The following is a 23,118-nucleotide window of genomic DNA, read 5'->3' as shown; positions in this document are numbered from 1 at the left end:
AAAGTGGGAGTTATGAAAAGCGGCGTTTTGATGAGGTAGGCGCAAGTTTCGAAGAGAAACGCCGCTTGGCTTGGTATCATGTGATTAGGTTTGTATTTGTTTGTCGGTCTGAAGGTGCGACCTACAGAAAGTTTTGCTTTTAAGACTCCTTCCTTAAACTTCCCCTTGAAGAGAAGGGAGCAGTAAAAACAAAAACACCAGCCTCGGCTGGTGTTTTTAGTGGCGCTGTATGAAAGGTTAGGCTATTAGGCCTGAGCTTCCTTAAATGCTTCGATCAGTGCTTGGGTAGAAGCATCCAGTGCGCTGTTGTCGCTGTTGCTGACGAGGCGGTTGTAGATGTCGGTTCCTAGCACTTTGCCAAGTTCTACACCCCATTGGTCGAATGAGTTGATTCCCCAGATAGTGCCTTGTACGAAGGTGCGTTGCTCATAAAGCGCGATTAAAGCACCAACGGTGGCTGGGGTCATTTTATCAGTCAGTAGGGTGTTGCTTGGGCGATTGCCCTTGATCACTTTGTGAGGGGCAATCTTGGCAACTTGTTCTTCGCTAGCGCCAGCGTCACGAAGTTCTTGCTGTGCTTGCTCAAGGGTTTTACCGACCATTAAGGCTTGTGACTGACTTAGGCAATTGGCAAATAATTGGGTGTGGTGTTCACCAATTGGGTTGTGACTGATTAATGGCGCGATAAAGTCTACAGGAACAAGGCGTGTACCTTGATGTAGTAGCTGGTGGTAAGCATGTTGTCCGTTGGTGCCTGCGCCACCCCAGATGATTGGGCCTGTGTCGGTTGCTACACCGTCACCACTTAGTAAATTACCTTTGCCGTTACTTTCCATGTCAAGCTGCTGAATGTGCGCAGGCATGGCGCGTAGGTAATGGTCATAGGGAATCAAGGCATGGGTTTGTGCGTTATGGAAGTTAATATACCAAACGCCTAAGGTGCCCATGATAACAGGAAGGTTTTCTTCAAACGGCGCGGTGCGGAAATGTTCGTCCATTTGGTGTGCACCGTCTAACAATTCGTAGAAGTTCTGCATGCCGACCGCGATGGCAACAGGCAAGCCAATGGCTGACCAAAGTGAATAGCGTCCGCCAACCCAATCCCACATTGGGAAGATGTTTTCTTCTGCCATGCCAAAGTCGACAGCTTTTTTCACGTTTGAGCTAACTGCTGCGAAGTGTTTGCTGACAGTTGCTTGTGAACCGCCATTACTAAGAAACCAGTCGCGTGCAGCATTGGCGTTTGAAAGGGTTTCTAATGTGCCGAAAGTTTTGGAGGAGATAACAAAAACAGTGGTTTCTGGATTTAGCTTTTTGAGCTTGCCAGTAATGTCTGAGCCATCGATGTTGGCAACAAAATGCACTTTAATGGCGTCTTGTGCATAAGGTGTCAGTGCTTCCGCTACGACTTTAGGGCCAAGGTAAGAGCCACCGATACCGATAGATACGACATCGGTGATGTTTTTTCCGCTATAGCCTTTCCATTCACCACTGTGTAACTGGGTAACAAACTTTTCCATTTGCTTGAGCGTTGAACGAACTTCCGCTAATACGTTGACGCCATCAACCATAAGCGATTCTTGAGCTTGGCTGGCGCGCAGTGCGATATGTAGAACAGAGCGGTCTTCCGTATTGTTGATATGAGCGCCGCTAAACATGTCTTTAATGGCACCTTCCAATCCTGCTTCTTTTGCTAGATCGGTTAGTAGTGATAGGGTTTTTTCATTAGCGCGGTTTTTTGCGTAATCTAACGTCCAGCCAGCCGCCTGTGCTGTGTACTTTTCGGCACGTTTTGGGTCCGCTGTAAATAAAGATTGCATGTCTACCGATGCTATTTCTTGTTGATGCTCTGTTAGCTTCTGCCAAGTAGATAGTTCTGTGGGTGAGCGCATTTCAGTCTCCCTAAGTGGTTGAAAGTGAATTAGGCTAATTCAAAACGCAGGTTGTCAATCAAACGTGCGTTGCCTAGGTATGCCGCAGCCAAAATGACTAGGCTTTTCTCTTTCTCTGACGGTATTTGTAAATTATCTTGTGCGCGGATTTCGAAATAATCACGACGGAAACCAGCCGCTTCAAGCTTCTGTTGAGCTTGTTCGCGGATGTCCTCGTGATTCGCGCTGCCTGTTATTAACGCTTCTTTTGTCCATAACAGGGTCTGATACATCGCTGGTGCGATGCCTCTTTCTTCTTTGGTAAGGTAACCATTACGTGAGCTCATTGCTAGGCCATCTTCATTACGCGCTGTGTCTACACCAATAATTTTTACATTGGAGCTGAGGTCACGCACCATGTCTTCAATGACTTTTAATTGTTGAAAATCTTTGTTACCAAAAATCGCGTAATCAGGCTGGGTAATATTAAATAATTTGGTTACGACTGTCGCTACGCCAACAAAGTGGCCTGGGCGAGAGGCGCCACAAAGAATGTCTGATAGTCCCATGACTTCGATTTGTGTTTGGCTGCGTTTGCCATCGGGGTACATTTCTAAGGCGTCTGGTGCAAATAGATAATGACAGCCATTGGCTTTAAGGACTTTTTTATCTTCTTCGAGTGTTTTGGGGTAGCGCTCTAGGTCTTCGTTGGCGGAGAATTGCATTGGGTTCACGAAGATGGAAGAGACAATGACATCACCTTCTTGAGCAGCACGACGGATTAATGACATGTGTCCATCGTGTAAGTTGCCCATAGTGGGGACAAAGACAATGCTTTTATCTTGTAGGCGTTCTTTTTTAAGTGCGGCACGTAATTCAGCAATAGTGTGAAAGGTTTTCATGATTTGAATCCGTGCTCTGGTGCTGGAAAGGTTTCTGCTTTTACTTCATCCACAAATGCTTCGAATGCATTTAGGACATTGCGACCATCTGTTAAAAAGTTTTTTACAAATTTGGGTGGCTTTCCAAGGTTAATACCTAACATGTCGTGCATAACTAAAACTTGTCCATCGGTGTGTACGCCAGCACCTATACCAATCGTTGGTACCGATACTGCTTCTGTTAGGGTTTTACCGAGTTCTGTTGGGATGCACTCATACAATAAAATATCTGCGCCTGCTGCAACCAAATCGAGTGATTCTTGTAGTATTAAATCGGCCGCTTCTTGGCCTTTCCCTTGTACTTTATAGCCGCCAAACTTGTGAACAGATTGAGGTGTTAGTCCTAGGTGGGCGCAAACAGGAATACCGCGTTGGCTTAATAGTTTAACAGTTTCCGCTAACCAGCTACCGCCTTCTAATTTGACCATACTTGCGCCAGCTTGCATCAGCTTTGCTGCATTATCTAAAGCTTGTTTTGGGTCGCTATAACTCATGAAGGGCATGTCAGTGAGAATGAAGGCGTTGGTATTGCCTCGCTTTACTGAAGCGGTGTGATAGCACATGTCCTCGATTGTGACAGGCAATGTGCTGTCTTGGCCTTGAATGACCATGCCAAGGGAGTCACCTACTAAAATAGTTTCTATTCCAGCTTCGTTCATTACATGGGTGAAGGAAGCGTCGTAGCAAGTTAGGCAAGTGAACTTTTCTTTATCGATCTTCATTTTCTTTAGTGTCGATAAAGTGACTGGCTTACCTAATTTTTTTTGTGAGTTGTCTGAATACATAGTTATTTTCTCAGATAGAAACCAAATCATCGGTATCAAGTTGGCGTAAATGCTCCGTAACGGTATTGCCGTTTGTCAGTCGCATCTCTGGAGCCAGATCCATAAGGGGACGGATAACGAACCCTCTTTCTAGCATATAAGGGTGAGGTACAGTTAGTCGAGAGTTTTGGATTTGTTCTTCGCCATACAGGAGTAAATCTAAATCTAGTGTGCGTGGACCCCAATGACGGGTGCGAACTCGATTGTGCTGTTGTTCAAGGCTCTGTAATAAATCAAGCAAGTCGAGTGCTGGGAGTGCAGTTAAAAAAGACGCGACGGCGTTGACATAATTTGGTTGATCTTGGGGGCCAACGGGCTTGCTAGAATATAGGCTAGAAGCGAGAAAGTTGTTTAATTTCGAGTCTGCTTTTAACGTCTCAATAGCACGTTTGATTTGTGCTACTGGATCGTTTAGGTTGCTGCCAAGTCCAATGTAAGCAAGTATCAAAGTCGGACCTACTCTTCTGAAATTTCGCTTTGTGTTGCATTGCTTTTTTTACGACGACGGGGGCGGCGTTTCTTGGGGCCTTCTTTATTGGAAGAGCGCAGGTCGATGCTTTTAATTAGCTCTCTTTGCTCATTTTCATCACCATGTTGAAAAGCTTCCCACCATGCGCCTAAACCGTCTAATTCAGTGCCGCTTAATTCGCGAATGAGTAAGAAGTCAAAAGCGGCACGAAATCTTGGATGTTGCAGTAGCATGAATGCGCGTTTGCCATAGCGTTTTGGCAAGCGGAACTGCATATCCCAGATTTCTCTCATTGGGGTAGAGAAACGTCGAGGAATGGCGGTTGCGGCGACTTGATTGTCTAGTACCATGCTCGCGGCTTGATGTAATGCTGGGGTGGCCGGCATACCTTGCGCTTGGAATTCTTCATGGCGCAGGGTGACACTTGGCCAGAGTAGGACGGCGTATAGGAAATAAGGAGCGGTGCTCTGTCCACTTTGAATGCGATTGTCGGTATTGATGAGTCCTTGCATGATAAAAGCGGCTGGATCAATATCGTCGCGTTTCCAGCCGCTTTGAAGAAGAGCTTCTGTATCTGGGAAAAGGTAGCGGAATAAGCCGTATTGGCGTAGTAAATGAAAGGTTTTTACACCATTGCCACTGCCTAGTAGTTTTAATACTTCTTCGAACAACCGTGCTGGTGGAATATGGTCCAGTAGGTGAGCCATTTCTTTGATTGGAGCTGCGGTGGCTTCTTCTATATCAAAGCCCAGCTTACCTGCAAAGCGAATGGCGCGTAGCATGCGTACAGGATCTTCTTGATAGCGTTGGCGCGCATCACCAATAATACGAATTTGTTTGTTTTCTATGTCTGCAAGGCCACCACAGTAATCATGAATACTGAAGTCTTTGACGTTGTAGTAGAGGGCGTTAAAAGTAAAATCCCGGCGTTCAGCGTCTTCTTCTATCTTTCCGTAAACGTTATCGCGTAAAACAATGCCGTGGGATGATCGTGCAGAGTCTTTTCCTTTCAGAGATTCTTGTGGCTTGCTGCTTTCTTCATCATGGGAAGCGCTTGCTCTAAAAGTAGATACTTCGATGATTTCTCGGCCAAAAGTAACATGGACGAGTCGAAAGCGACGTCCAATGAGTCTTGAGTTGGAAAAGAGGTTATTGACCTCTTCTGGTGTCGCGTTGGTAACCACATCAAAGTCTTTTGGTTCAATGTCGATTAGGTGGTCTCGAATACAGCCCCCAACAAGGTAAGCGTCATAGCCCGCTTTATTTAAGCGATACAGTACTTTAACGGCATTAGGGCTTAAATTTTGTCGAGATAAGCTGTGATCGTTGCGCGGGATGATAATTGGGTAAGTCTGTTCCTCAGGTGAGGTAAACAGTGAGGTGGCTTTACGTACCAGAGATTTTAATCCTGTAAGCATTGGGCGACAAATTTTTCAAAGTTAACAAAAAGTGTATTCTACACGGGATGGGCGAAATTTACACGATTAATGGGGTGGTTTGCGTGAATTTGATAGGGTGACAGGGAGATAGAGAAAGCGATTATTAACGAGACTATTTTACTAGAAAATAAAATAATCGCTTTGGATACATGAAGATACTAGTTCCGAAAACAAAGTTTGCGCTGCTTCAGCAGTTCTATTCAAATTTTATTTTTATTATTGCAATGTTTTCATTGCCCGAAGGCTGACATATCTAAAAAAATCAATTATCCAAAGCGATTTTCCATCCATGGCCTCAAATTTTATTTTTATTTTGAGAGGCCACGGTGTCCTTAGTTTTTATTTTTATTATTAAGAACATATTTACGACGATTAACTTATTTTTATTCTTGGTCAATCTTCTTATCGTTGTGCCCTTATAAGGCATTAGTTGTGCCAAAAATAATAACCCAATGATTTAATTGAATTTTATTAAAACGCTGTACACTTTCTTTGCACTATTTTGTGTGTTTTTTGTGTGCTTTGGTAACAGGTGTTACTTATTGTTTGTTACTTTTTTGGGGATTTCTAACTTTTGTCGTCTTTCCCATAGGCTTTTTCTAGATATGCCCAGAGAATGTGCAAGCTGTGTTTCAGTCATTGTGTGTTGGTGCGTGGTAACAAAATATTTGAAGTAATCATCCAGTGTTGTGCCTTCTTGGGTGCTGGTGTTCATTGTCGGTTTGGCGTCTTTTGTGGAGCTTGAGTCATTTTGAATTTGTGCTGCAATTTTTAAATTAGCGGCCTCAACTTTGTGTGTTGGGCTAAGAATGACGGCTCTCTCTATTGCGTTTTCTAGTTCTCTGACGTTGCCGGGCCAGTGGTGGTCTCGGATGGCTTTGTTGAATTCTTTATTGTATTCACAGATAGGGCGCTTGTGCTTTAAGCAGGTTTTTTCTAGTAGTGCTTTAGCGAGTATTGATATGTCATCTCCTCGATCGCGTAATGGAGGCAGTAGAAGTTCCATTACGTACAGTCGATAGTATAAATCTTCGCGAAACCGACCTTGCTTAACCATTTGTATCAAGTTTCTATGGGTCGCAGTGACTAGTCTGATGTCTACTTTAGAGGATTGCACCGCACCTACTCGTCGTATTTCTCCTTCCTGTAATACTCGTAATAAGCGAGCTTGTGCCTCTAGAGGAAGCTCCCCTATTTCATCTAAAAATAGCGTGCCTTTATCGGCAGCATAAATGAGGCCGTCACGGGCTGAGACCGCACCAGTAAAGGCGCCCTTTTCATGGCCAAAGAGCTCTGATTCTATTAGGTTTTCAGGAATAGCGGCACAGTTCACGCTGATAATCGGATGTTTGTGTCTTTTGCTTAGGCTGTGCAGTGCTTTTGCAACCAGTTCTTTACCTGTGCCTGATTCCCCTCGAATTAAAACGGTAACATCAGTTCCTGCCACTTTGCGAATATCGCTAAATAAGCTCTGCATTGGAGGGCAGTGGCCAATGATATTGCTATCTAGATCTCCTAGGTGTAATGCCTCTTCTTCTTTTTCTGTTCGTGCAAAGAGTATCTGCGAGGTGGGTTTGTTTACTGTTGTGCTTGGTGGAGCGTCGTTGGCTTTTTCTAGTACATTCACTACGTGCTTGAGTAGGTTTTCAGAGTCGGTAGGGAGCGGTAGGTAATAGACTGCTCCGTGTGCCATAGCGTCGACGCCTGTGCTTAGGCTTGGTCTTGAATCCAGTACAATGCGTGGTGGTGTATCTGGAAATGGTGTGTCGTTAGTCTGTAGTTCGTCTAGAATTTTCTGATCGACCAAAATAAGATGAAAATCTGGTAGATCATAGTACTTGTTGGCTTGCTCTAGTGTGCTGCAGATATTTACTTGAAAGCCGTATCGTGAAAGCCACTTTTCTGATTCTTTTAGTGGGGAGTCTTCTGGGCAAATGATCATAATGTGATGCATTAATTGTCACCTCTTGTAACTAGTGTAACAATTATACACACCTAGAGGGCGGGTGGTAGGGGCTAGATGAGGTCTTGATCCTGTTCTTCTAGTTTAATCTTGTCGATACTAATGAGTTTGCTTGGATTCCATTGTTGTGTAGCAAGAATGAGTGCTTCGTTAATCGATGTGGCATTTGTTACGTTTATTTTTAAGTAATGCAAAGCTCGTATTAGAGTATGTAAATTGCCATTTTTAATGGCTTGTGCATGATTTTGCTTGCTGACTTTGTCACCACTCAGGTTAACGATGAGGGGAATGTGGCATATGCTGGGTGTTACCCAACCAAAAAGCTCATATAGATAGAGCTGCTGAGCTGTAGTCTCAATGAGGTCGGCACCTCGAACTAGATGGGTGATATTTTGTTGGTGGTCATCAACCACTACGGCGAGTTGATAAGAAAAGTAACCGTCTTTTCTTTTTAAAACAGGGCTAGTGATTTCTAGGTCATTAGAAAAAAGTAGTCGTCCTTGGATGGGGTCTTGGTATTCATAACTTTGCTGGCAGGACTTCAAGCGCCATGAGTGAGGTCGGCTGGTGTCACTTTGGCAGATAAATGGGTGGTGGCCATTATGTTTAGTCAGTGATTGACGTGTACAGTTGCAGGGGAAGACTTTGAGTTGTTTTTTGAGTTCATAAAGTTTTGCTTCATATGCAGCAGAAAAATTACTCTGATACAGAATCGGCTCATCGGAATAGAGTTGGTAACTGTTGAGTGTGGTAATGATTTGTTGAGCAAAAAAAGGCGTGCAGCGTGCCCCATCCACGTCTTCGATACGGATTATCCAACGGCCATTTTTTTGTTTGGCATCCAAATAGCTCGCTAAAGCACTGACTAGCGAGCCAAAATGGAGTGGGCCGGTTGGCGAAGGTGCAAATCGGCCTCGATAAGGTGTCGACAAGGGGTTAGCCGCCGACTTGCTTCTCTTTGATCTCTGCCAATGTTTTGCAGTCGATACACAGGGTAGCAGTTGGTCGTGCTTCTAAGCGGCGAATGCCGATTTCGATACCACACTCATCGCAAAAGCCGTAATCGTCGTCATCAATACGTTCAATCGTTTGAGAGATTTTCTTTACTAGCTTGCGTTCACGATCTCGGGCGCGAAGTTCGAGGCTGAATTCCTCTTCTTGGCTAGCTCGATCATTTGGATCCGCATAGTTAACGGCTTCTTCCTTAAGATGGTGAACAGTACGGTCAACTTCTTCCATTAAGTTCTGTTTCCAGTTAAGCAAGATGCTCTTAAAGTGCGCCAACTGGTTTTCGTTCATGTATTCTTCGCCATCCTTAGCCGTGTAAGGTGTGAAGTCTTTCATTAATGAATCAGGGTTCATTTTTGGCATACGCATTGCCTCACTTCGCAGGTTTCCCTTGTGGTAACCTGTAAACAAATAAAATTAGGTAGTTTATTTTTCGGCCGGAAACTTACCAGATAATCTGCCTTTTAACCACATTTTTTATGTAAGATCCTGCAAAAAAAATGAAATAATTAGAGAGTAGTGGATGAAAAAGAGAACCTTGGCGTCTCGGGTTGAGGGAATTGCTCCCTTTCAGGTGATGGCGGTCTTAGCTAGGGCTAAGGTACTTCAAGCATTAGGCGAAGATGTTATTCATTTGGAGGTAGGGGAGCCAGACTTTGTTGCTCCTAAAGCTGTAGCGGATGCTGGCGTACAGGCTATAAAAGAAGGCAAGACGGGATATACCTCTGCGACAGGTTTGTCTGAGCTGAAGTCGACCATTAGCCGATATTATGCTTCTCGTTATCAGGTTGATGTGGCGCCAGAACGTATCATAGTGACACCCGGTGCGTCGGGGGCTTTGTTATTGATGGCCTCTTTAATGGTGGATCAAGGCGATGAAGTAATCATGCCTGACCCTTGTTACCCCTGTAATCGTCATTTTTTAATTCAGGCTGGTGCTAAGGCTAAGTTAATAGAGACGCAAGCTGAACGTGCTTTTGAAATTGACTTGAATCGATTGTCTGATGATTGGACAGCAAATACTTCAGGGTTGTGGTTGGCGTCGCCTTCTAATCCTACGGGTGCAGTATTAAATAAATCTTATCTTGCAGAGGCTTGGCAGCGGGTCGAGGCATTAGGTGGCCATCTTTTGGTAGATGAAATTTATCAGGGGTTGGTTTTCGAGGGTGACGATTTTACAGTCCTATCTATTAGTGACGAAATTTTTGTTATTAATAGCTTTTCCAAATATTTTGCTATGACAGGGTGGCGTTTGGGGTGGATAGTGGTGCCTGAATGGGCGATTGAAGGCGCAACAAAACTGGCACAGAATCTGTTTATTTCTGCACCGAGTGTCTCTCAATATGCTGCGCTAAGAGCGTTTGAACCTGATGTCTTGGCGGAGTGTGAGGCGCGTCGTCAACAGCTTGATCGTCGTCGAGTGACCTTGTTAGCAGGTTTGGCAAAAATTGGTTTGCCTGTCGTCGCTCCAGCGCAGGGGGCGTTTTATATTTATGTTGATGTGTCTAGTGTGACGGATGATGCCATGGCTTGGTGTTTAGAGTTGCTGGAAGAAGAAAAGGTGGCATTAACACCTGGGGCGGACTTTGGGATAAAGAACGCAAATAAGTATGTTCGCTTTGCCTATACCTGCGATGAATTGAGGTTGCAGGATGCATTGGAAAGAATTAAGCGCTTTATCGTCAGTAATAAGCGTTTGGTGGTTTAGTGAATAATGAGGGGAAGGCGTTAGCCCCTTCTCCTCATTAAGATAATGCCCGCGAGTAAGCAGATTAGAATAGGGATGCTAACTCCAATAAGTGGGGGGAAGTTTGCCGCAATGCTCATGCGTCCGAATAGGTTAAGACCATTTTGAAATGCCAGTCCTATCATGACACCAGAAAAAATTCGTCCCCCCATGGTTGATGATCTGAGTGGTCCGAATACACTAGAAAGTGCCACAATGACCAAGGCTAATGACGCTGCTGGCCGTAGGGCTTTCATCCAAAACTCTAATTCATACTGTGAACTGTCTAGTTTTTGCTGACTCAGGTAAAGCTGATAGCTCATTAGCTGGCTAAGGGATAGGGCATCAGGGTCTTGTGATGCAAGAAATAAATGCTCAGGCTTTATACTTACATTCCAGCTTGCTTTGTCGAGGCTTTTTACCTCTGTGTGGTCAGTAAAGAAGAGGGTTTCTGTTACCTGATTAAGTTGCCATTCTGAGCCTTGAATATGTTGTGCTGTTTGGGCTTTTTTGGCGCTTTTTAGTTGTTGGTCATTCGGTGAAAAAATTTGTATGCCGTACAGTTTTCCAGTTTTGTCAGCTGCATCGATATAGATAAAGTTATTTTCTGCTTTTAGCCACACGCCACCTGTTAATGAAAAAGCATTGTCTTTTTGGTTTTGCATCTTTTCTATTAGGTTGGCTTTTTGTTCTGCCGCAGGGGCAACGAACTCGGAAATGCTCATACCTAGTAACGCAATGAGTAGAATAGGTTGGCATGCTGCTAAGCCTATTCGCCAGATGGGCATGCCTGCGGCTCGCATAACGGTGAGTTCGGAAGTCGATGCAAGTGTCCCTAAACCTACTAATGTGCCGATTAATGAGGCGATAGGGATGTATTCCGCTAGTTTGCCGGGCAGTCGGTACATGAGTACCTGCAATAGCGATTGGATCGGGTAGGTGTCACTTACTCCCTTGATTTTTTCGATAAAGGTGAGAGTGAAGTCAAGACCGACCAGTACTAACGCAACAATCAAGAAAGACCACAAAACACTGTTGGCAACGTATTTATCTATTTTGCTCATGTGTTTGGCTCACTGTTTTCTATCATTGGGAGTTTTGCTTTACGTCGCTCAAAAGTTTGGTTGTATTGTAGGAAAAGTGCCGCAGCGATGAGTGCAAATAGGCCGTGAATCCACCAAAGTCCTAACTGGATAGGCAGTTTTTCTTTTTCTAGACTGGTTCGCCCCCAAATAAGCAAGGCAATATAAAAAATCATCAGCAGAATTGCTGGTAGCATCTTGAAGAAGCGGCCTTGTCTTGGGTTGACCTGACTGAGAGATAAGCCAATGATGGCAAGGATAGGTATCATAACCACCAATGAGATACGCCATTGCAATTCGACTTTATCCATAAGTTTGGCGCTATTTATTAAATAGCTAGTTGGTTGAGTGTAGGCTTCATTTATTGGCTCGACGGCTTTGTTTTCCATGCGTACCGCATAAGTATCAAATTGAGTGATGCGATAGTTTGCCGTCCCCGGAGTGCCTTCGTACTGAGTGCCATTTTTAAAGACTAGATAGTTTAAGCCGTTTTCTGAGTCCATGCGGATTTGTTCTGCGTAGGCAGCAAGCGTCTGGGTTGGAATGTTTTTGCCATCTTTACGAACGAAGCTAGATAAGAATATTTGGTTCATCCAGCCTTCTTTGGGGGTAAAGCTATCTATGTAGGTGGTGCGTTGACCACTGCCTTGGAAACGACCGGGCAGTAAAAAATCAAACGCTGAAAGTTGATCTTGTTCTTGAGCTGCTTCCGCCGCGCGGTATTCACTGGTTGGGGCGAGCCAAAAATTTAAAGTAGCGCTTAGCGTGCCAATAATGGCAGCAATGCCTAGGGTGTAGGTGGCTAGTTTTACTTTACTTATGCCACTGGAAAAAAGTACTGCCATTTCGTTTTCAATATAAAGGCGGCCAAAGGCGAGTAGTAATGAAAGAAAGAAAGCCAGTGGAAGTATCATTTGGATGAAACTAGGGATATGAAAACCAAGTATCACAAATAGGAATTCGAAAGACATTCTGCCTTCGGTAACGCGGCCTAAATAACTGACAAAGCGGCCACTGAGTATCACTAGAAGCAGAATGAGTGTTACCCCAGCAGTTGACACCAACACTTCTTTCGCCAAGTATCTGAATAGTCTCAAAGTCACCCCTGATGGATTTTGCTTTTACGCGTAGAGTTGATTACACATCTAAAGCCCCCATTATCTCGTGGTAGCACGGACATTATCCAGTTTTTTTTTAAATAGACCTTTGCACGACTACTTTTACTCGCGACATCGTGGAAAGGACTAAAAGTTATTATTTTGAGGGATTTCTCATGAATACAGCGTTATTTGACCGCTTATCAGCGGTTCAAGCGGACCTGCTTGTTGTCTTCGTACCAAGTGAAGGTGAATTTTCTGAATCTACTGCATGGGTAGATGGCAATACTGACGGGCAATTATCTCAATTACGTGAGACAGGTGTTTTTAAAGGTAGCTTGGCACAGACGTTACTTTTGCCGTGTGCATCACAAGATTTTGCGCAGGCTGTTTTGTTAGTCGGTGTTGGAAAAAATGCAGAATTGAGTGATATGCAAGCACGTAAAGTGATTGCTGCTATTGCGGCACAAGTGAAAACCTTGCCTTATGCCTCTATCGCTGTAGCAAGTGCTTGTTTATCTCTAAAAGGGCGTTCATCGAGCGATGTGCTTGCTCTAGTGGCCCAGTGGTTAAATGAAGGCTTTTATAATTTCCTTGGTTTTAAACAAGATGATGCTGAGAAAACCACTAAAGTAGAAAGCTTGCTGTTGGAAGGGACTGACGAAGCCGCGTTGACGATTGGCGCGGCGACGGCACAAGGCTCTGCTTTTGCTCGTCAATTGGGTAATCTGCCGGGGAATGTGTGTACGCCAAGTCGCTTGGCTTCTGAAGCCCAACAGCTAGGCGAAGAATACGGTATTGATGTTGAACTGTTAGATGAAACGAAAATGGATGAACTAGGCATGCATTGCCTACTGTCTGTTGGTCGTGGCAGTGATCAACCGAGTTATCTTATTGTGATGAACTATCGCGGTGGTGAAGAGGGTGATGCCCCTCATGTTTTATTGGGTAAAGGTATTACTTTTGATACTGGTGGTATTTCGTTGAAGCCAGGACCGAAAATGGACGAAATGAAGTACGATATGTGTGGTGCTGCCAGTGTGTTCGGTACTATGAAAGCAATTTGTGAGTTAAAGCCAAAGCTGAATTTTACAGCCGTAGTTGCCGCCGCTGAAAATATGCCGAGTAGTCGAGCCACTAAACCGGGTGATATTGTCAAAACCATGTCTGGTCAGACGGTAGAAATTTTAAATACTGATGCAGAAGGTCGTTTGGTTTTGTGTGATGCGTTGTCATACATTGAGCGCTTTACACCTAAGTCTGTCGTTGATATTGCGACCTTGACTGGTGCTTGTGTGGTCGCACTAGGGAGTGTGAACTCTGGTATGTATGCTAACAATGATGCCTTAGCGACAGAGCTGAAAGCAGCGAGCCAAGTGGCAGCGGATAAAATTTGGCAAATGCCGTTAGATGAAGAATATCAGCAACAGTTGGACAGTAATTTTGCTGATATTGCGAATATCGGTGGCCCAGAAGCAGGCTCTGTTACGGCGGCTTGTTTCCTTTCTCGCTTCACCGAGTCCTACCCTTGGGCGCATTTGGATATCGCTGGAACCGCATGGACTGGCGGTGCAGCAAAAGGTGCAAGCGGTAGGCCGGTTGCGCTATTGACTCGTTATCTTCTTGCTAAGGTTTAGTCTCTAAGGAAGGCGTTTTACTTGTAATGGAAAGCAGTGATGGGAAACCATTGCTGCTTTTTTATTGGCGAGAGTGGCTTTGCTTAGGGTGGACATTTATGTTTTTCAGTGCGAAAGTTGTGCAACTAGCTGGTACCTTATTTGGGTATTGACTGTTGCTTTCTCTTTTTTGAATATTGGTGTTTTTATATGCCGGATCTAGCTACTCAACATGACGATGGTGTTTTTGAACCCGATGAAGACACCTTGATAAATGCCTTGCGTAATCAAGATGATATCCCAATATTGATGGATGTTGTTACTGAGCAAGTCTCCTCATCAATGAGCCAAGAAGGTCATTTGGCCCATTCAATAGATAGTCCTCAGGAAGAAGTTGTGGGTTCAACCACCTTTATTGATAGTGGATTACCTTCACAAGAGTTTATTGCCAAAACTATTGCTAATGTTTTGGCAAGGCGTTTACCTGAATTAGTGACAGAAGTCGTTAGTTTGCTTCATGATGCTAAGGCGAATGAAGAAGATTAATTTTTACTTGGTGAAGTAACAGCATCTAGTAAATTCGGGAAAAACGTACTTATTATTTTTTATCTTGTTGTGACGAGTTATAATCGCCCACATTTTACATTGACCGCTATATTAAGAGCCTTAAGACACCATAATGGAAAAGACCTACCAACCACAAAGTATTGAACAGCCTATCTATCAACGTTGGGAAGAGGGTGGTTTTTTTACACCTAAAGGCAACGGCACACCTTTTTCTATTATGATTCCGCCACCAAATGTGACTGGTAGTTTGCACATGGGACATGCTTTTCAGCATACCTTGATGGATGCCATGATTCGTCGCGAACGTATGAAAGGTCGTCGTACATTATGGCAACCGGGCTGTGATCACGCAGGTATTGCTACGCAGATGGTGGTAGAGCGTCAACTTGCTGCGCAAAACGTGACCCGCCATGATCTTGGTCGTGAGAAATTTCTCGAAAAAGTGTGGGATTGGAAAGCTGAGTCGGGTGGCACTATTTCCGATCAGATGCGTGTTCTAGGCGATTCTGTTGCTTGGGATAAAGAGCGATTCACCATGGACCCAGGAATGTCTGCTGCGGTTCAAGAGGTGTTTGTTCGTCTTTACGATGAGGGCATCATCTATCGCGGTCAGCGCTTGGTTAACTGGGACCCAGTTTTACACACCGCAATCTCAGATCTGGAAGTTATCTCCGAAGAAGAAGATGGCTTCATGTGGTACTTCCGCTACCCACTTGCTGATGGTGCGAAAACGGCAGATGGCAAAGATTACATAGTGGTAGCAACGACTCGTCCAGAAACCATGTTTGGCGATGCGGCGGTTGCGGTTGCGCCAGATGATGAGCGTTTTACGGATCTTGTTGGTAAATATATTGATTTGCCATTGGTCGGTCGTCGAATCCCTATTGTGGCAGATGAATACGTTGATAAAGAATTTGGTACTGGCTGCGTAAAAATTACGCCAGCTCATGACTTTAATGACTATGAAGTAGGTCAGCGTCATGATATGCCGTTAATTAATATTTTGACGGATGATGCGGCAATTAATGATGTGGCTCCTGAAAAATATCGGGGCATGGATCGTTTTGATGCTCGTAAAGCGGTCGTGGCGGATTTTGATGCGTTAGGTTTGTTGGAAAAAATAGTCGATCACAAATTGAAAGTGCCTCGTGGTGAACGTGGTAATACGGTTATTGAACCTTATTTGACAAATCAATGGTATGTGGCGGTTGAGAGCTTAGCGAAACCGGCCATTGAAGCGGTGGAAAATGGTGATATTCAGTTTGTGCCTAAGCAATGGGAAAACACTTATTTTGCTTGGATGCGTGACCTTAACGATTGGTGTATCTCTCGTCAGCTGTGGTGGGGACATCAAATTCCTGCTTGGTACGATGCAGACGGTAAATTCTATGTAGGCAAAGATGAGGCAGAGGTGCGTACTAAGTACAACCTTGCTGCGGATCTTGAGTTAACTCAAGATGAAGACGTTCTAGATACTTGGTTCTCTTCTGCGTTGTGGACCTTTGCAACACAGGGTTGGCCGGAAGAAACAAAAGATTTTGCCGAATTCAGTGAATCCGATGTGTTGGTGACTGGCTTTGATATCATTTTCTTCTGGGTGGCCAGAATGATTATGATGACGTTGAAGTTCACCAATAAAGTCCCTTTTAAAACGGTTTATATTACAGGCCTTATCCGCGATGAACGTGGCGATAAAATGTCCAAGTCTAAGGGCAATGTTATTGACCCCTTGGACTTGATTGGTGGTATTGACATTGAGTCTCTGGTGGCTAAGCGCACCTATGGCATGATGCAGCCTCGTCTCGCTGCGAAAGTAGAAAAAAATACTCGTGAAACTTATCCCGAAGGCATTCAGGCCTATGGTACAGATGCTTTGCGTTTCACGCTTTGTTCATTGGCATCTGGTGGTCGAGATATTAAATTTGATCTTAATCGCTTGGAAGGCTACCGCAACTTCTGTAATAAAATTTGGAACGCGACCCGTTATGTTTTGATGAACACAGAAGATCAAGACTGCGGGCAAAATGGGGCGAATATTGAGCTCTCTCTTGCTGATAAGTGGATTATTTCTCGTTTACAGCATGCTGAAGACGCGGTAAATCGTGCTTTTGATACCCATCGTTTCGATTTGGCAGCACAGGCGCTTTATGAGTTCATGTGGCATGAATACTGTGATTGGTATTTGGAGTTGTCTAAGCCTGTATTGTGGGATGAAAATGCAACCCTTGCTCAATTAACGGGTACCCGTCGTACCTTGATTCGTGTACTTGAAGCTTTTTTACGTTTAGCGCATCCGATGATGCCATTTATCAGCGAAGAAATTTGGCAGCGTATTGCGCCTCTTGCTGGAATTCAAGGTGAGACGGTTATGTTGGCTCAATATCCAGCAGCGGATGAAAATAAAAAAGACGTTCAAGCTGAAGCCGATGTGGAATGGCTAAAAGGCGTGATTGAGGGTGTTCGTAATATTCGTGGTGAAATGAATATTGCTCCGTCTAAACCGTTAACGGTGTTATTGCGTAACGGCTCTGATCAAGATAAAACTCGTCTTGATGCAAACTTAGCTTTCTTGCAAACGTTAGCGAAATTGGAAACCGTTACCTGGCTGAATGCTGGTGATGATGCTCCTATGTCTGCGACTGCGTTGGTCGGGGATATGGAGGTTCTTGTTCCTATGGCAGGGCTGATTGATAAAGACGCTGAGCTGGCTCGTTTGCAAAAAGAGATAGATAAGGCATCAAAAGATTTGCAGCGTATTCAGGGTAAATTATCGAATGAAAGTTTTGTTGCAAAAGCACCTGAAGCCGTAGTAGAAAAAGAACGTGCTAAGTGCGATGACTTACAATTGACGGTCAGTAAGTTGGAAGAGCAAAAGGCAAGTATTGAATCTTTGTAAATAGACAGATGTTGGGTGCCATTTTGACACCCGATGACACGCTTACTTTATAAAAATAAAAAAAGAGGCGAATAAAATGGAACGATTAACTGGAAAGGTTAAGTGGTTTAATGACGCGAAAGGCGTTGGTTTTATCAAAAGAACAGAAGACTCAGATGTTTTTGTGCACTACAAATCCATCATGGTGGATGGGCATAAAACCTTAAAAAAGGGTCAAGCCGTCAGTTTTACTTTGACGAAAACGGAATTCGGTGTGCAGGCCATTGATGTTCAGTTTGAAAAAGAGGCACAAGTTGCTGCCTCTAATTTGAATGAACAGGAATCGGTTAGTGCTTAGCTTGTTTTGGGTTGTGTCTAGTCCTCGGCTTCTGCTTTTAGCATCTCGTGAGCCAGCTTAACAAAGTCGACTGGCGTTAGAATACCAACCAGTTTGTTGTCTTCGATGACAGGAAGGCTGCCGTATTTGTTTTCGATGAAAAACTCTGCGGCAGTGTCCAGTGCAATATTAGGGCTTAGGGTTAAAATGTCCTTATTCATGGCGCTGGCAACGGTTGTTTGTTCTTCTTTTTGCGACAGCATCTGTGTGCCGAACTGGCTGACGAGGTGAAAGGCGTGTCGTAAATATTCCCTTTGCGTCAGCATACCTACACATTCCCCAGCATCGTTGATTATGGGGATGTTTCTAATGTTTTTTTCCTGCATCAAGGCCTTGGCTTGTGCTAAAGAGTCTGTTTCTTTTAATGTTATTAAGTTTTTCATCATTAGATCGGCAACAGTGCGCATAAGGTATTTTTCCTTCTCTTTTTTATATACTCATCAGTGTAGAAGGGATTATGTATTAAAGACAATGGGTTCATTGTCATTGTGAGGTAGGCCAAAAGTGAGTGATCAAAAGTGGATGGAGCAGGCGCTTGAGTTAGCAGCGCAAGCTGCAACAGAAAGTGAAATTCCTGTCGGTGCGCTGGTGGTGCTAAATAATGAGGTGATTGGTACAGGGTATAACTCCCCTATATCCTTATGTGATCCCACTGCCCATGCAGAGATTCAAGCCATTCGTTCCGCCTGTAAAACCATGAATAACTATCGTTTACCCGGTGCTACCCTGTATGTCACATTAGAACCGTGCTCCATGTGTGCGGGTGCGATTATTCATTCGCGTCTTGCGCGGGTTGTCTATGCGGCGACTGAACCCAAAAGTGGTGTAGTGGAAAGTCAGGGCTGTTTTTTCGAGGCCCCTTTTCTTAATCATAAGGTGCAAATAAGCAAGGGCGTATTGGCTGATGTGGCTTCTGTTCAGTTAACAGAATTCTTCCAATATCGCCGAGAACAAAAAAGAAACTCAAAGAGCAGGCCAAAAAGCCTGTTTAAGCAATTTATTTCCTAATTTCTTGTAGAAAATTCATACTCTGCTGGCCTCTATTTACTTCATTGATTTAAAATACGCGCATAATTTCCCCCAAAATTACCAAGTGAGGCAAAACTCGACATGCTAACCCTGCATGGTTCCGCTGCGCTATCGGCGTTTCGTAAAGCAAAACTGTTACTCAATATGCAAGAATCTGTGCCTTCAGTCACAGAGATTGATGCAGAATTTCTTCATTTCGTGGAGTTGGTTGATGGGCAGGTGCTTTCTTCTGAGCAAGATACCGTGCTTCAGCGCGTATTAGCCTATGGCCCTAAATCCTCCCAAGTCAGTTCATCTGATCAGAGCGTGCTTGTTGTTCCTCGTTTAGGAACCATCTCGCCTTGGTCTTCAAAGGCGACCGATATTCTTCATAACTGTGGTTTGACGGCGGTTTCCCGCGTCGAGCGTGGTGTAGAGTACTTTATCCATAGTTCTAAACCGCTTACGGTAGAAGAATTAGATGTGTTGTCGATGATGCTTCATGACCGTATGACGGAAAGTGTCCTTTCAGCATTGAGCGATGCGGCAAGTATGTTCTCCCATGCAGAGCCTGCACCAATGGCGAGTGTTGATGTATTAGCTGGTGGCCGAGCCGCGTTGGTTGAAGCAAACCAGACTCTAGGTTTAGCACTTGCAGACGACGAGATCGACTATCTAGTTGAATCTTTTATCGAACTTGGTCGTAATCCTGTCGATATTGAGTTAATGATGTTTGCTCAAGCGAACTCAGAGCATTGCCGTCATAAGATCTTTAATGCTTCTTGGACAATTGATGGCGAGGAACAAGAACGTTCTTTGTTTAAAATGATCAAGAATACTCATGAGCATAACCCAGATGGCACTTTGTCTGCTTATAAAGATAATGCTGCCGTTATGGAAGGGAGCGTTGCTGGGCGTTTCTTCCCATCGCCAGATAATCGTGAGTACGGCTTCAGTCAAGAAAATATCGATATCTTGATGAAGGTAGAGACTCATAACCACCCAACAGCGATTGCGCCTTTCTCTGGCGCAGCGACGGGTTCTGGTGGTGAGATTCGTGATGAAGGTGCGACTGGAATAGGCTCTAAACCCAAGGCAGGTTTAAGTGGTTATACCGTATCGGACTTGAAGATTCCTGGCTTCGAACAACCGTGGGAAAGCCATTACGGTAAACCTGCTCGCATCGTGACGCCTTTGAATATTATGATGGAAGGTCCCATTGGTGGAGCGGCATTTAACAACGAGTTTGGCCGTCCGAACTTATTAGGTTACTTCCGTACTTATGAGCAAAAAATCCAAGGCGCTTCGCAACAAGAAGTGCGTGGTTATCATAAGCCAATCATGTTGGCGGGCGGTCTTGGTAATATTCGCCGTGAGCATGTTGAAAAAGACGAGATCAAGGTTGGTGCTAAGCTAATCGTACTTGGTGGGCCGGCGATGCTGATTGGCCTTGGCGGTGGTGCAGCCTCTTCTATGGCGTCGGCTGATGGTAATGAAGACTTAGATTTTGCTTCAGTACAGCGTGGAAACCCAGAAATGGAGCGACGTTGTCAGGAAGTGATCGACCGTTGTTGGCAGCTTGGTGATAACAATCCTATTAGCTTTATCCATGATGTGGGTGCAGGCGGTTTGTCTAACGCTTTGCCTGAGTTAGTAAAAGATGGTGGCCGCGGTGGTAATTTCGACCTACGTAAAGTTCTGAATGATGAGCCGGGCATGTCTCCGCTAGAGATCTGGTGTAACGAATCGCAAGAGCGTTACGTTATGGCTGTGTCACCTCATCGTATTGATGATTTTGTCGCGATTTGTGAGCGGGAGCGCTGTCCTTTCGCTATCGTTGGTGAAGCAAAGGAGGAGATGCACCTCGAAGTGGCAGACGAGCATTTCGGTAACAAGCCTGTTGATCTGCCAATGTCTGTGCTTTTTGGTAAGCCGCCGAAAATGCACCGTGAGGCAAATAAAGCTGTTATTAAAGGTGATGATTTCACCGCTGTTGATGTGGATTTAGTGGAAGCGGCAAATCGAGTGCTTAGCCTTCCTACTGTAGCGAGCAAAAACTTCTTGATCACCATAGGTGATCGCTCGATTACTGGCATGGTTGCTCGTGATCAAATGGTTGGCCCTTGGCAGGTGCCTGTTGCTGATGTGGCGGTAACGACTTCCTCATTAGACAGTTATACTGGTGAGGCAATGACGATGGGTGAGCGCACGCCTATCGCACTTTTGGACGCACCGGCTTCTGGTCGTATGGCCGTTGGTGAGGCGCTAACTAACTTGGCAGCGGCTCAAATAACCAAGCGTAACCACATTAAATTGTCTGCTAACTGGATGTCTGCTGCGGGCCATGAAGGTGAAGACGAAAAACTTTATCAAACCGTTAAGGCGGTGGGGATGGAGTTGTGTCCCGCTCTAGACATCGCGATTCCTGTTGGTAAAGATTCCATGTCAATGAAGACGGTATGGAAAGAAGACGGTGAAGAAAAGGCCGTAACTTCTCCTTTGTCCTTGGTGATCACGGCTTTCGCTCCTGTAGCCGATGTACGCAAAACATTAACGCCAGAATTGCATCATAAAGCGGATACGCGTTTGCTTTTGATCGACCTAGGCGCAGGTAAAAATCGCCTTGGTGGGTCTGTTATTGCTCAGGTTTATAACAAGCTGGGTCAGCAAGCGCCTGATGTGGATGATGCCGCTGTACTGGCTGGTTTCTTTGATACGACTCAGGCATTGAATGGCGAAGGTAAGTTGTTGGCTTATCATGACCGCTCTGACGGTGGTGTCTTTGCCACTCTGGTTGAAATGTCCTTTGCAAGTCATCTGGGGTTGAATATCGACCTAGATGAAACGATTGCTGATTACTCTCAAGTTACTCCTGCTTTATTTAGTGAAGAATTGGGGGCGGTGATTCAAGTAAACGAATCAGATGTTACCGAGGTGATTTCGACTTATGCGAAAGCAGGTGTGACAGTGACACCTATTGCAAGCCTGTCTGGTGATGATCATATTCGTATCTTCTTTGCGGGTGAGACCCTTCTAGAAGAAACACGGACTAATTGGCAGCGTGTCTGGTCTGAGACCAGTTACCGTATTCAGGCGTTGCGTGATAACCCAGAATCGGCACAGCAAGAGTTCGATAACTTGCTAGATGTAAAAGACCCAGGTTTGTCGGCTAAGGTGACCTTTGATATTAATGAAGATGTTGCTGCTCCTTTTGTTGCTTCCGGTGTTAAACCTCGCATTGCGGTATTGCGTGAACAGGGTGTGAATGGTCAAGTTGAAATGGCAGCGGCTTTCCACAAAGCAGGCTTTACGCCTGTTGATGTTCATATGAGTGATATTCTTTCTGGTCGTACGACATTAGATGAATTTAGCGGTTTAGTTGCCTGTGGTGGTTTTTCCTACGGTGATGTTCTAGGTGCGGGTGAAGGTTGGGCTAAATCCATTCTTTTTAACGCAGTTGCTCGTGAACAATTCGAGGCGTTTTTTAAGCGCCCGGATACTTTTACGCTAGGTGTGTGTAATGGTTGTCAGATGCTATCGAACCTCCATGAATTGATTCCTGGAACAGATCATTGGCCGAAGTTTGTTCGTAACCAATCGGCCCAATTTGAAGCGCGCCTTGTACAGGTAGAAGTGCAGAAGTCTAATTCTATTTTACTTGCCGGTATGGAAGGTTCTCGTATGCCAATCGCTGTGGCGCATGGTGAAGGTCAAACGGAATATCGTGATGAGCAAGACATGTCGGCCTTGGTGTCTTCTTCTCAAATAGCACTGTGTTATGTGGATAACTATGGCCAAGCGACAGAGCGTTATCCATTTAACCCTAATGGTTCTGCACAGGGTGTGACTGGTTTAACATCAGAAGATGGGCGAGTGACTATTATGATGCCTCATCCAGAGCGTGTTTATCGGACTGTTCAGCACAGCTGGCATCCGAGCGAATGGCAAGAACAAGCACCTTGGTTGCGCTTGTTCCAAAACGCGAGAAAGTGGTTGGGTTAATGCGTTAACTTAAGAACCTAATAAAAGCCTCCATTCCATACGGATTGGGGGCTTTTTTAATGATTCGGTGTTTTGTGTTTTTTGAATCGCATTGGTTGGTCGAAATTTGAACGAAAAGTGTGTTGTATCAATAGGGATTGAGTGCTTTATGAGCGAATCCTGTGAAATGTTGAATTAATTTAAAGAATAGTTAAAAAGAGGTTGCGTTGAAAAATCATCAATGTATTATACGC

The 23,118-nt window shown here is 44.6% G+C and carries 18 protein-coding genes; 7 read left to right on the top strand and 11 right to left on the bottom strand.

What is annotated here, in order from left to right:
* Positions 1-245 precede the first annotated feature (245 nt).
* The 8 genes from pgi to dksA form a co-directional block, all read right to left on the bottom strand.
* On the bottom strand, positions 246-1,892 hold the full coding sequence (pgi, locus tag I8J31_RS09885; RefSeq protein ID WP_199468324.1) for a glucose-6-phosphate isomerase: 1,647 nt from the start codon (positions 1,890-1,892) through the stop codon (positions 246-248).
* A gap of 29 nt (positions 1,893-1,921) precedes the next feature.
* On the bottom strand, positions 1,922-2,773 hold the full coding sequence (gene panC, locus I8J31_RS09880; protein WP_199468322.1) for a pantoate--beta-alanine ligase: 852 nt from the start codon (positions 2,771-2,773) through the stop codon (positions 1,922-1,924).
* A complete protein-coding gene (gene panB, locus I8J31_RS09875) occupies positions 2,770-3,597 on the bottom strand; it encodes a 3-methyl-2-oxobutanoate hydroxymethyltransferase (protein WP_199468321.1) in 828 nt (275 codons plus the stop codon). Before panB ends, panC begins: the two co-directional genes overlap by 4 nt.
* A gap of 10 nt (positions 3,598-3,607) precedes the next feature.
* Positions 3,608-4,084, bottom strand: coding sequence for a 2-amino-4-hydroxy-6-hydroxymethyldihydropteridine diphosphokinase (gene folK / locus I8J31_RS09870; RefSeq protein ID WP_233402692.1), 477 nt, complete (start codon positions 4,082-4,084; stop codon positions 3,608-3,610).
* A gap of 8 nt (positions 4,085-4,092) precedes the next feature.
* Positions 4,093-5,523, bottom strand: coding sequence for a polynucleotide adenylyltransferase PcnB (gene pcnB, locus I8J31_RS09865; RefSeq protein WP_199468319.1), 1,431 nt, complete (start codon positions 5,521-5,523; stop codon positions 4,093-4,095).
* Positions 5,524-6,079: 556 nt separating this feature from the next.
* Positions 6,080-7,498, bottom strand: coding sequence for a sigma-54-dependent transcriptional regulator (locus I8J31_RS09860; protein ID WP_199468317.1), 1,419 nt, complete (start codon positions 7,496-7,498; stop codon positions 6,080-6,082).
* Between the two features lie 62 nt (positions 7,499-7,560).
* Positions 7,561-8,439, bottom strand: coding sequence for a tRNA glutamyl-Q(34) synthetase GluQRS (gluQRS, locus tag I8J31_RS09855; protein ID WP_199468315.1), 879 nt, complete (start codon positions 8,437-8,439; stop codon positions 7,561-7,563).
* A 4-nt stretch (positions 8,440-8,443) separates the two neighbouring features.
* Positions 8,444-8,878 (bottom strand): RNA polymerase-binding protein DksA, encoded by a 435-nt coding sequence (gene dksA, locus I8J31_RS09850; RefSeq protein WP_438941492.1) that lies wholly within the window; start codon positions 8,876-8,878, stop codon positions 8,444-8,446.
* Between the two features lie 160 nt (positions 8,879-9,038).
* Here dksA and I8J31_RS09845 point away from each other — a divergent pair, with 160 nt between their 5' ends.
* Positions 9,039-10,223, top strand: coding sequence for an aminotransferase class I/II-fold pyridoxal phosphate-dependent enzyme (locus I8J31_RS09845; RefSeq protein WP_199468311.1), 1,185 nt, complete (start codon positions 9,039-9,041; stop codon positions 10,221-10,223).
* Positions 10,224-10,243: 20 nt separating this feature from the next.
* On the opposite strand, the gene lptG is transcribed toward I8J31_RS09845, so the two are convergent.
* Together lptG and lptF are read right to left on the bottom strand one after the other, a co-directional pair.
* Positions 10,244-11,305 (bottom strand): LPS export ABC transporter permease LptG, encoded by a 1,062-nt coding sequence (lptG, locus tag I8J31_RS09840; RefSeq protein WP_199468309.1) that lies wholly within the window; start codon positions 11,303-11,305, stop codon positions 10,244-10,246.
* Positions 11,302-12,426 carry an LPS export ABC transporter permease LptF gene (gene lptF, locus I8J31_RS09835; protein WP_325101192.1) on the bottom strand — a complete coding sequence of 375 codons (1,125 nt, stop codon included), beginning with the start codon at positions 12,424-12,426 and terminating at the stop codon, positions 11,302-11,304. Before lptF ends, lptG begins: the two co-directional genes overlap by 4 nt.
* A 170-nt stretch (positions 12,427-12,596) precedes the next feature.
* On the opposite strand from lptF, the gene I8J31_RS09830 reads away from it, so the two are divergent.
* The 4 genes from I8J31_RS09830 to I8J31_RS09815 all read left to right on the top strand — a co-directional run bounded on the left by I8J31_RS09830 (position 12,597) and on the right by I8J31_RS09815 (position 17,836).
* Entirely contained in the window at positions 12,597-14,057 is a 1,461-nt protein-coding gene (locus tag I8J31_RS09830; RefSeq protein ID WP_199468305.1) for a leucyl aminopeptidase, read from the top strand.
* Between the two features lie 189 nt (positions 14,058-14,246).
* A complete protein-coding gene (locus tag I8J31_RS09825) occupies positions 14,247-14,582 on the top strand; it encodes a hypothetical protein (RefSeq protein WP_199468303.1) in 336 nt (111 codons plus the stop codon).
* 133 nt (positions 14,583-14,715) lie between these two features.
* A complete protein-coding gene (locus tag I8J31_RS09820; protein ID WP_199468301.1) occupies positions 14,716-17,499 on the top strand; it encodes a valine--tRNA ligase in 2,784 nt (927 codons plus the stop codon).
* Between the two features lie 76 nt (positions 17,500-17,575).
* Positions 17,576-17,836 carry a cold-shock protein gene (locus I8J31_RS09815; RefSeq protein ID WP_199468299.1) on the top strand — a complete coding sequence of 87 codons (261 nt, stop codon included), beginning with the start codon at positions 17,576-17,578 and terminating at the stop codon, positions 17,834-17,836.
* Positions 17,837-17,853: 17 nt separating this feature from the next.
* Here I8J31_RS09815 and I8J31_RS09810 read toward each other — a convergent pair whose 3' ends face one another.
* Positions 17,854-18,282: a CBS domain-containing protein gene (locus I8J31_RS09810; RefSeq protein WP_199468298.1), complete on the bottom strand. Its 429-nt coding sequence runs from the start codon at positions 18,280-18,282 to the stop codon at positions 17,854-17,856.
* A gap of 97 nt (positions 18,283-18,379) precedes the next feature.
* Here I8J31_RS09810 and tadA point away from each other — a divergent pair, with 97 nt between their 5' ends.
* Entirely contained in the window at positions 18,380-18,883 is a 504-nt protein-coding gene (tadA, locus tag I8J31_RS09805; protein WP_199468297.1) for a tRNA adenosine(34) deaminase TadA, read from the top strand.
* Between the two features lie 102 nt (positions 18,884-18,985).
* Positions 18,986-22,885 carry a phosphoribosylformylglycinamidine synthase gene (gene purL, locus I8J31_RS09800; protein ID WP_199468296.1) on the top strand — a complete coding sequence of 1,300 codons (3,900 nt, stop codon included), beginning with the start codon at positions 18,986-18,988 and terminating at the stop codon, positions 22,883-22,885.
* Positions 22,886-23,118: the final 233 nt, after the last annotated feature.

This window comes from Marinomonas transparens (assembly GCF_016463975.1).
Taxonomy (GTDB): domain Bacteria; phylum Pseudomonadota; class Gammaproteobacteria; order Pseudomonadales; family Marinomonadaceae; genus Marinomonas; species Marinomonas transparens.
This window is presented reverse-complemented; position numbering and strand designations above follow the sequence as displayed.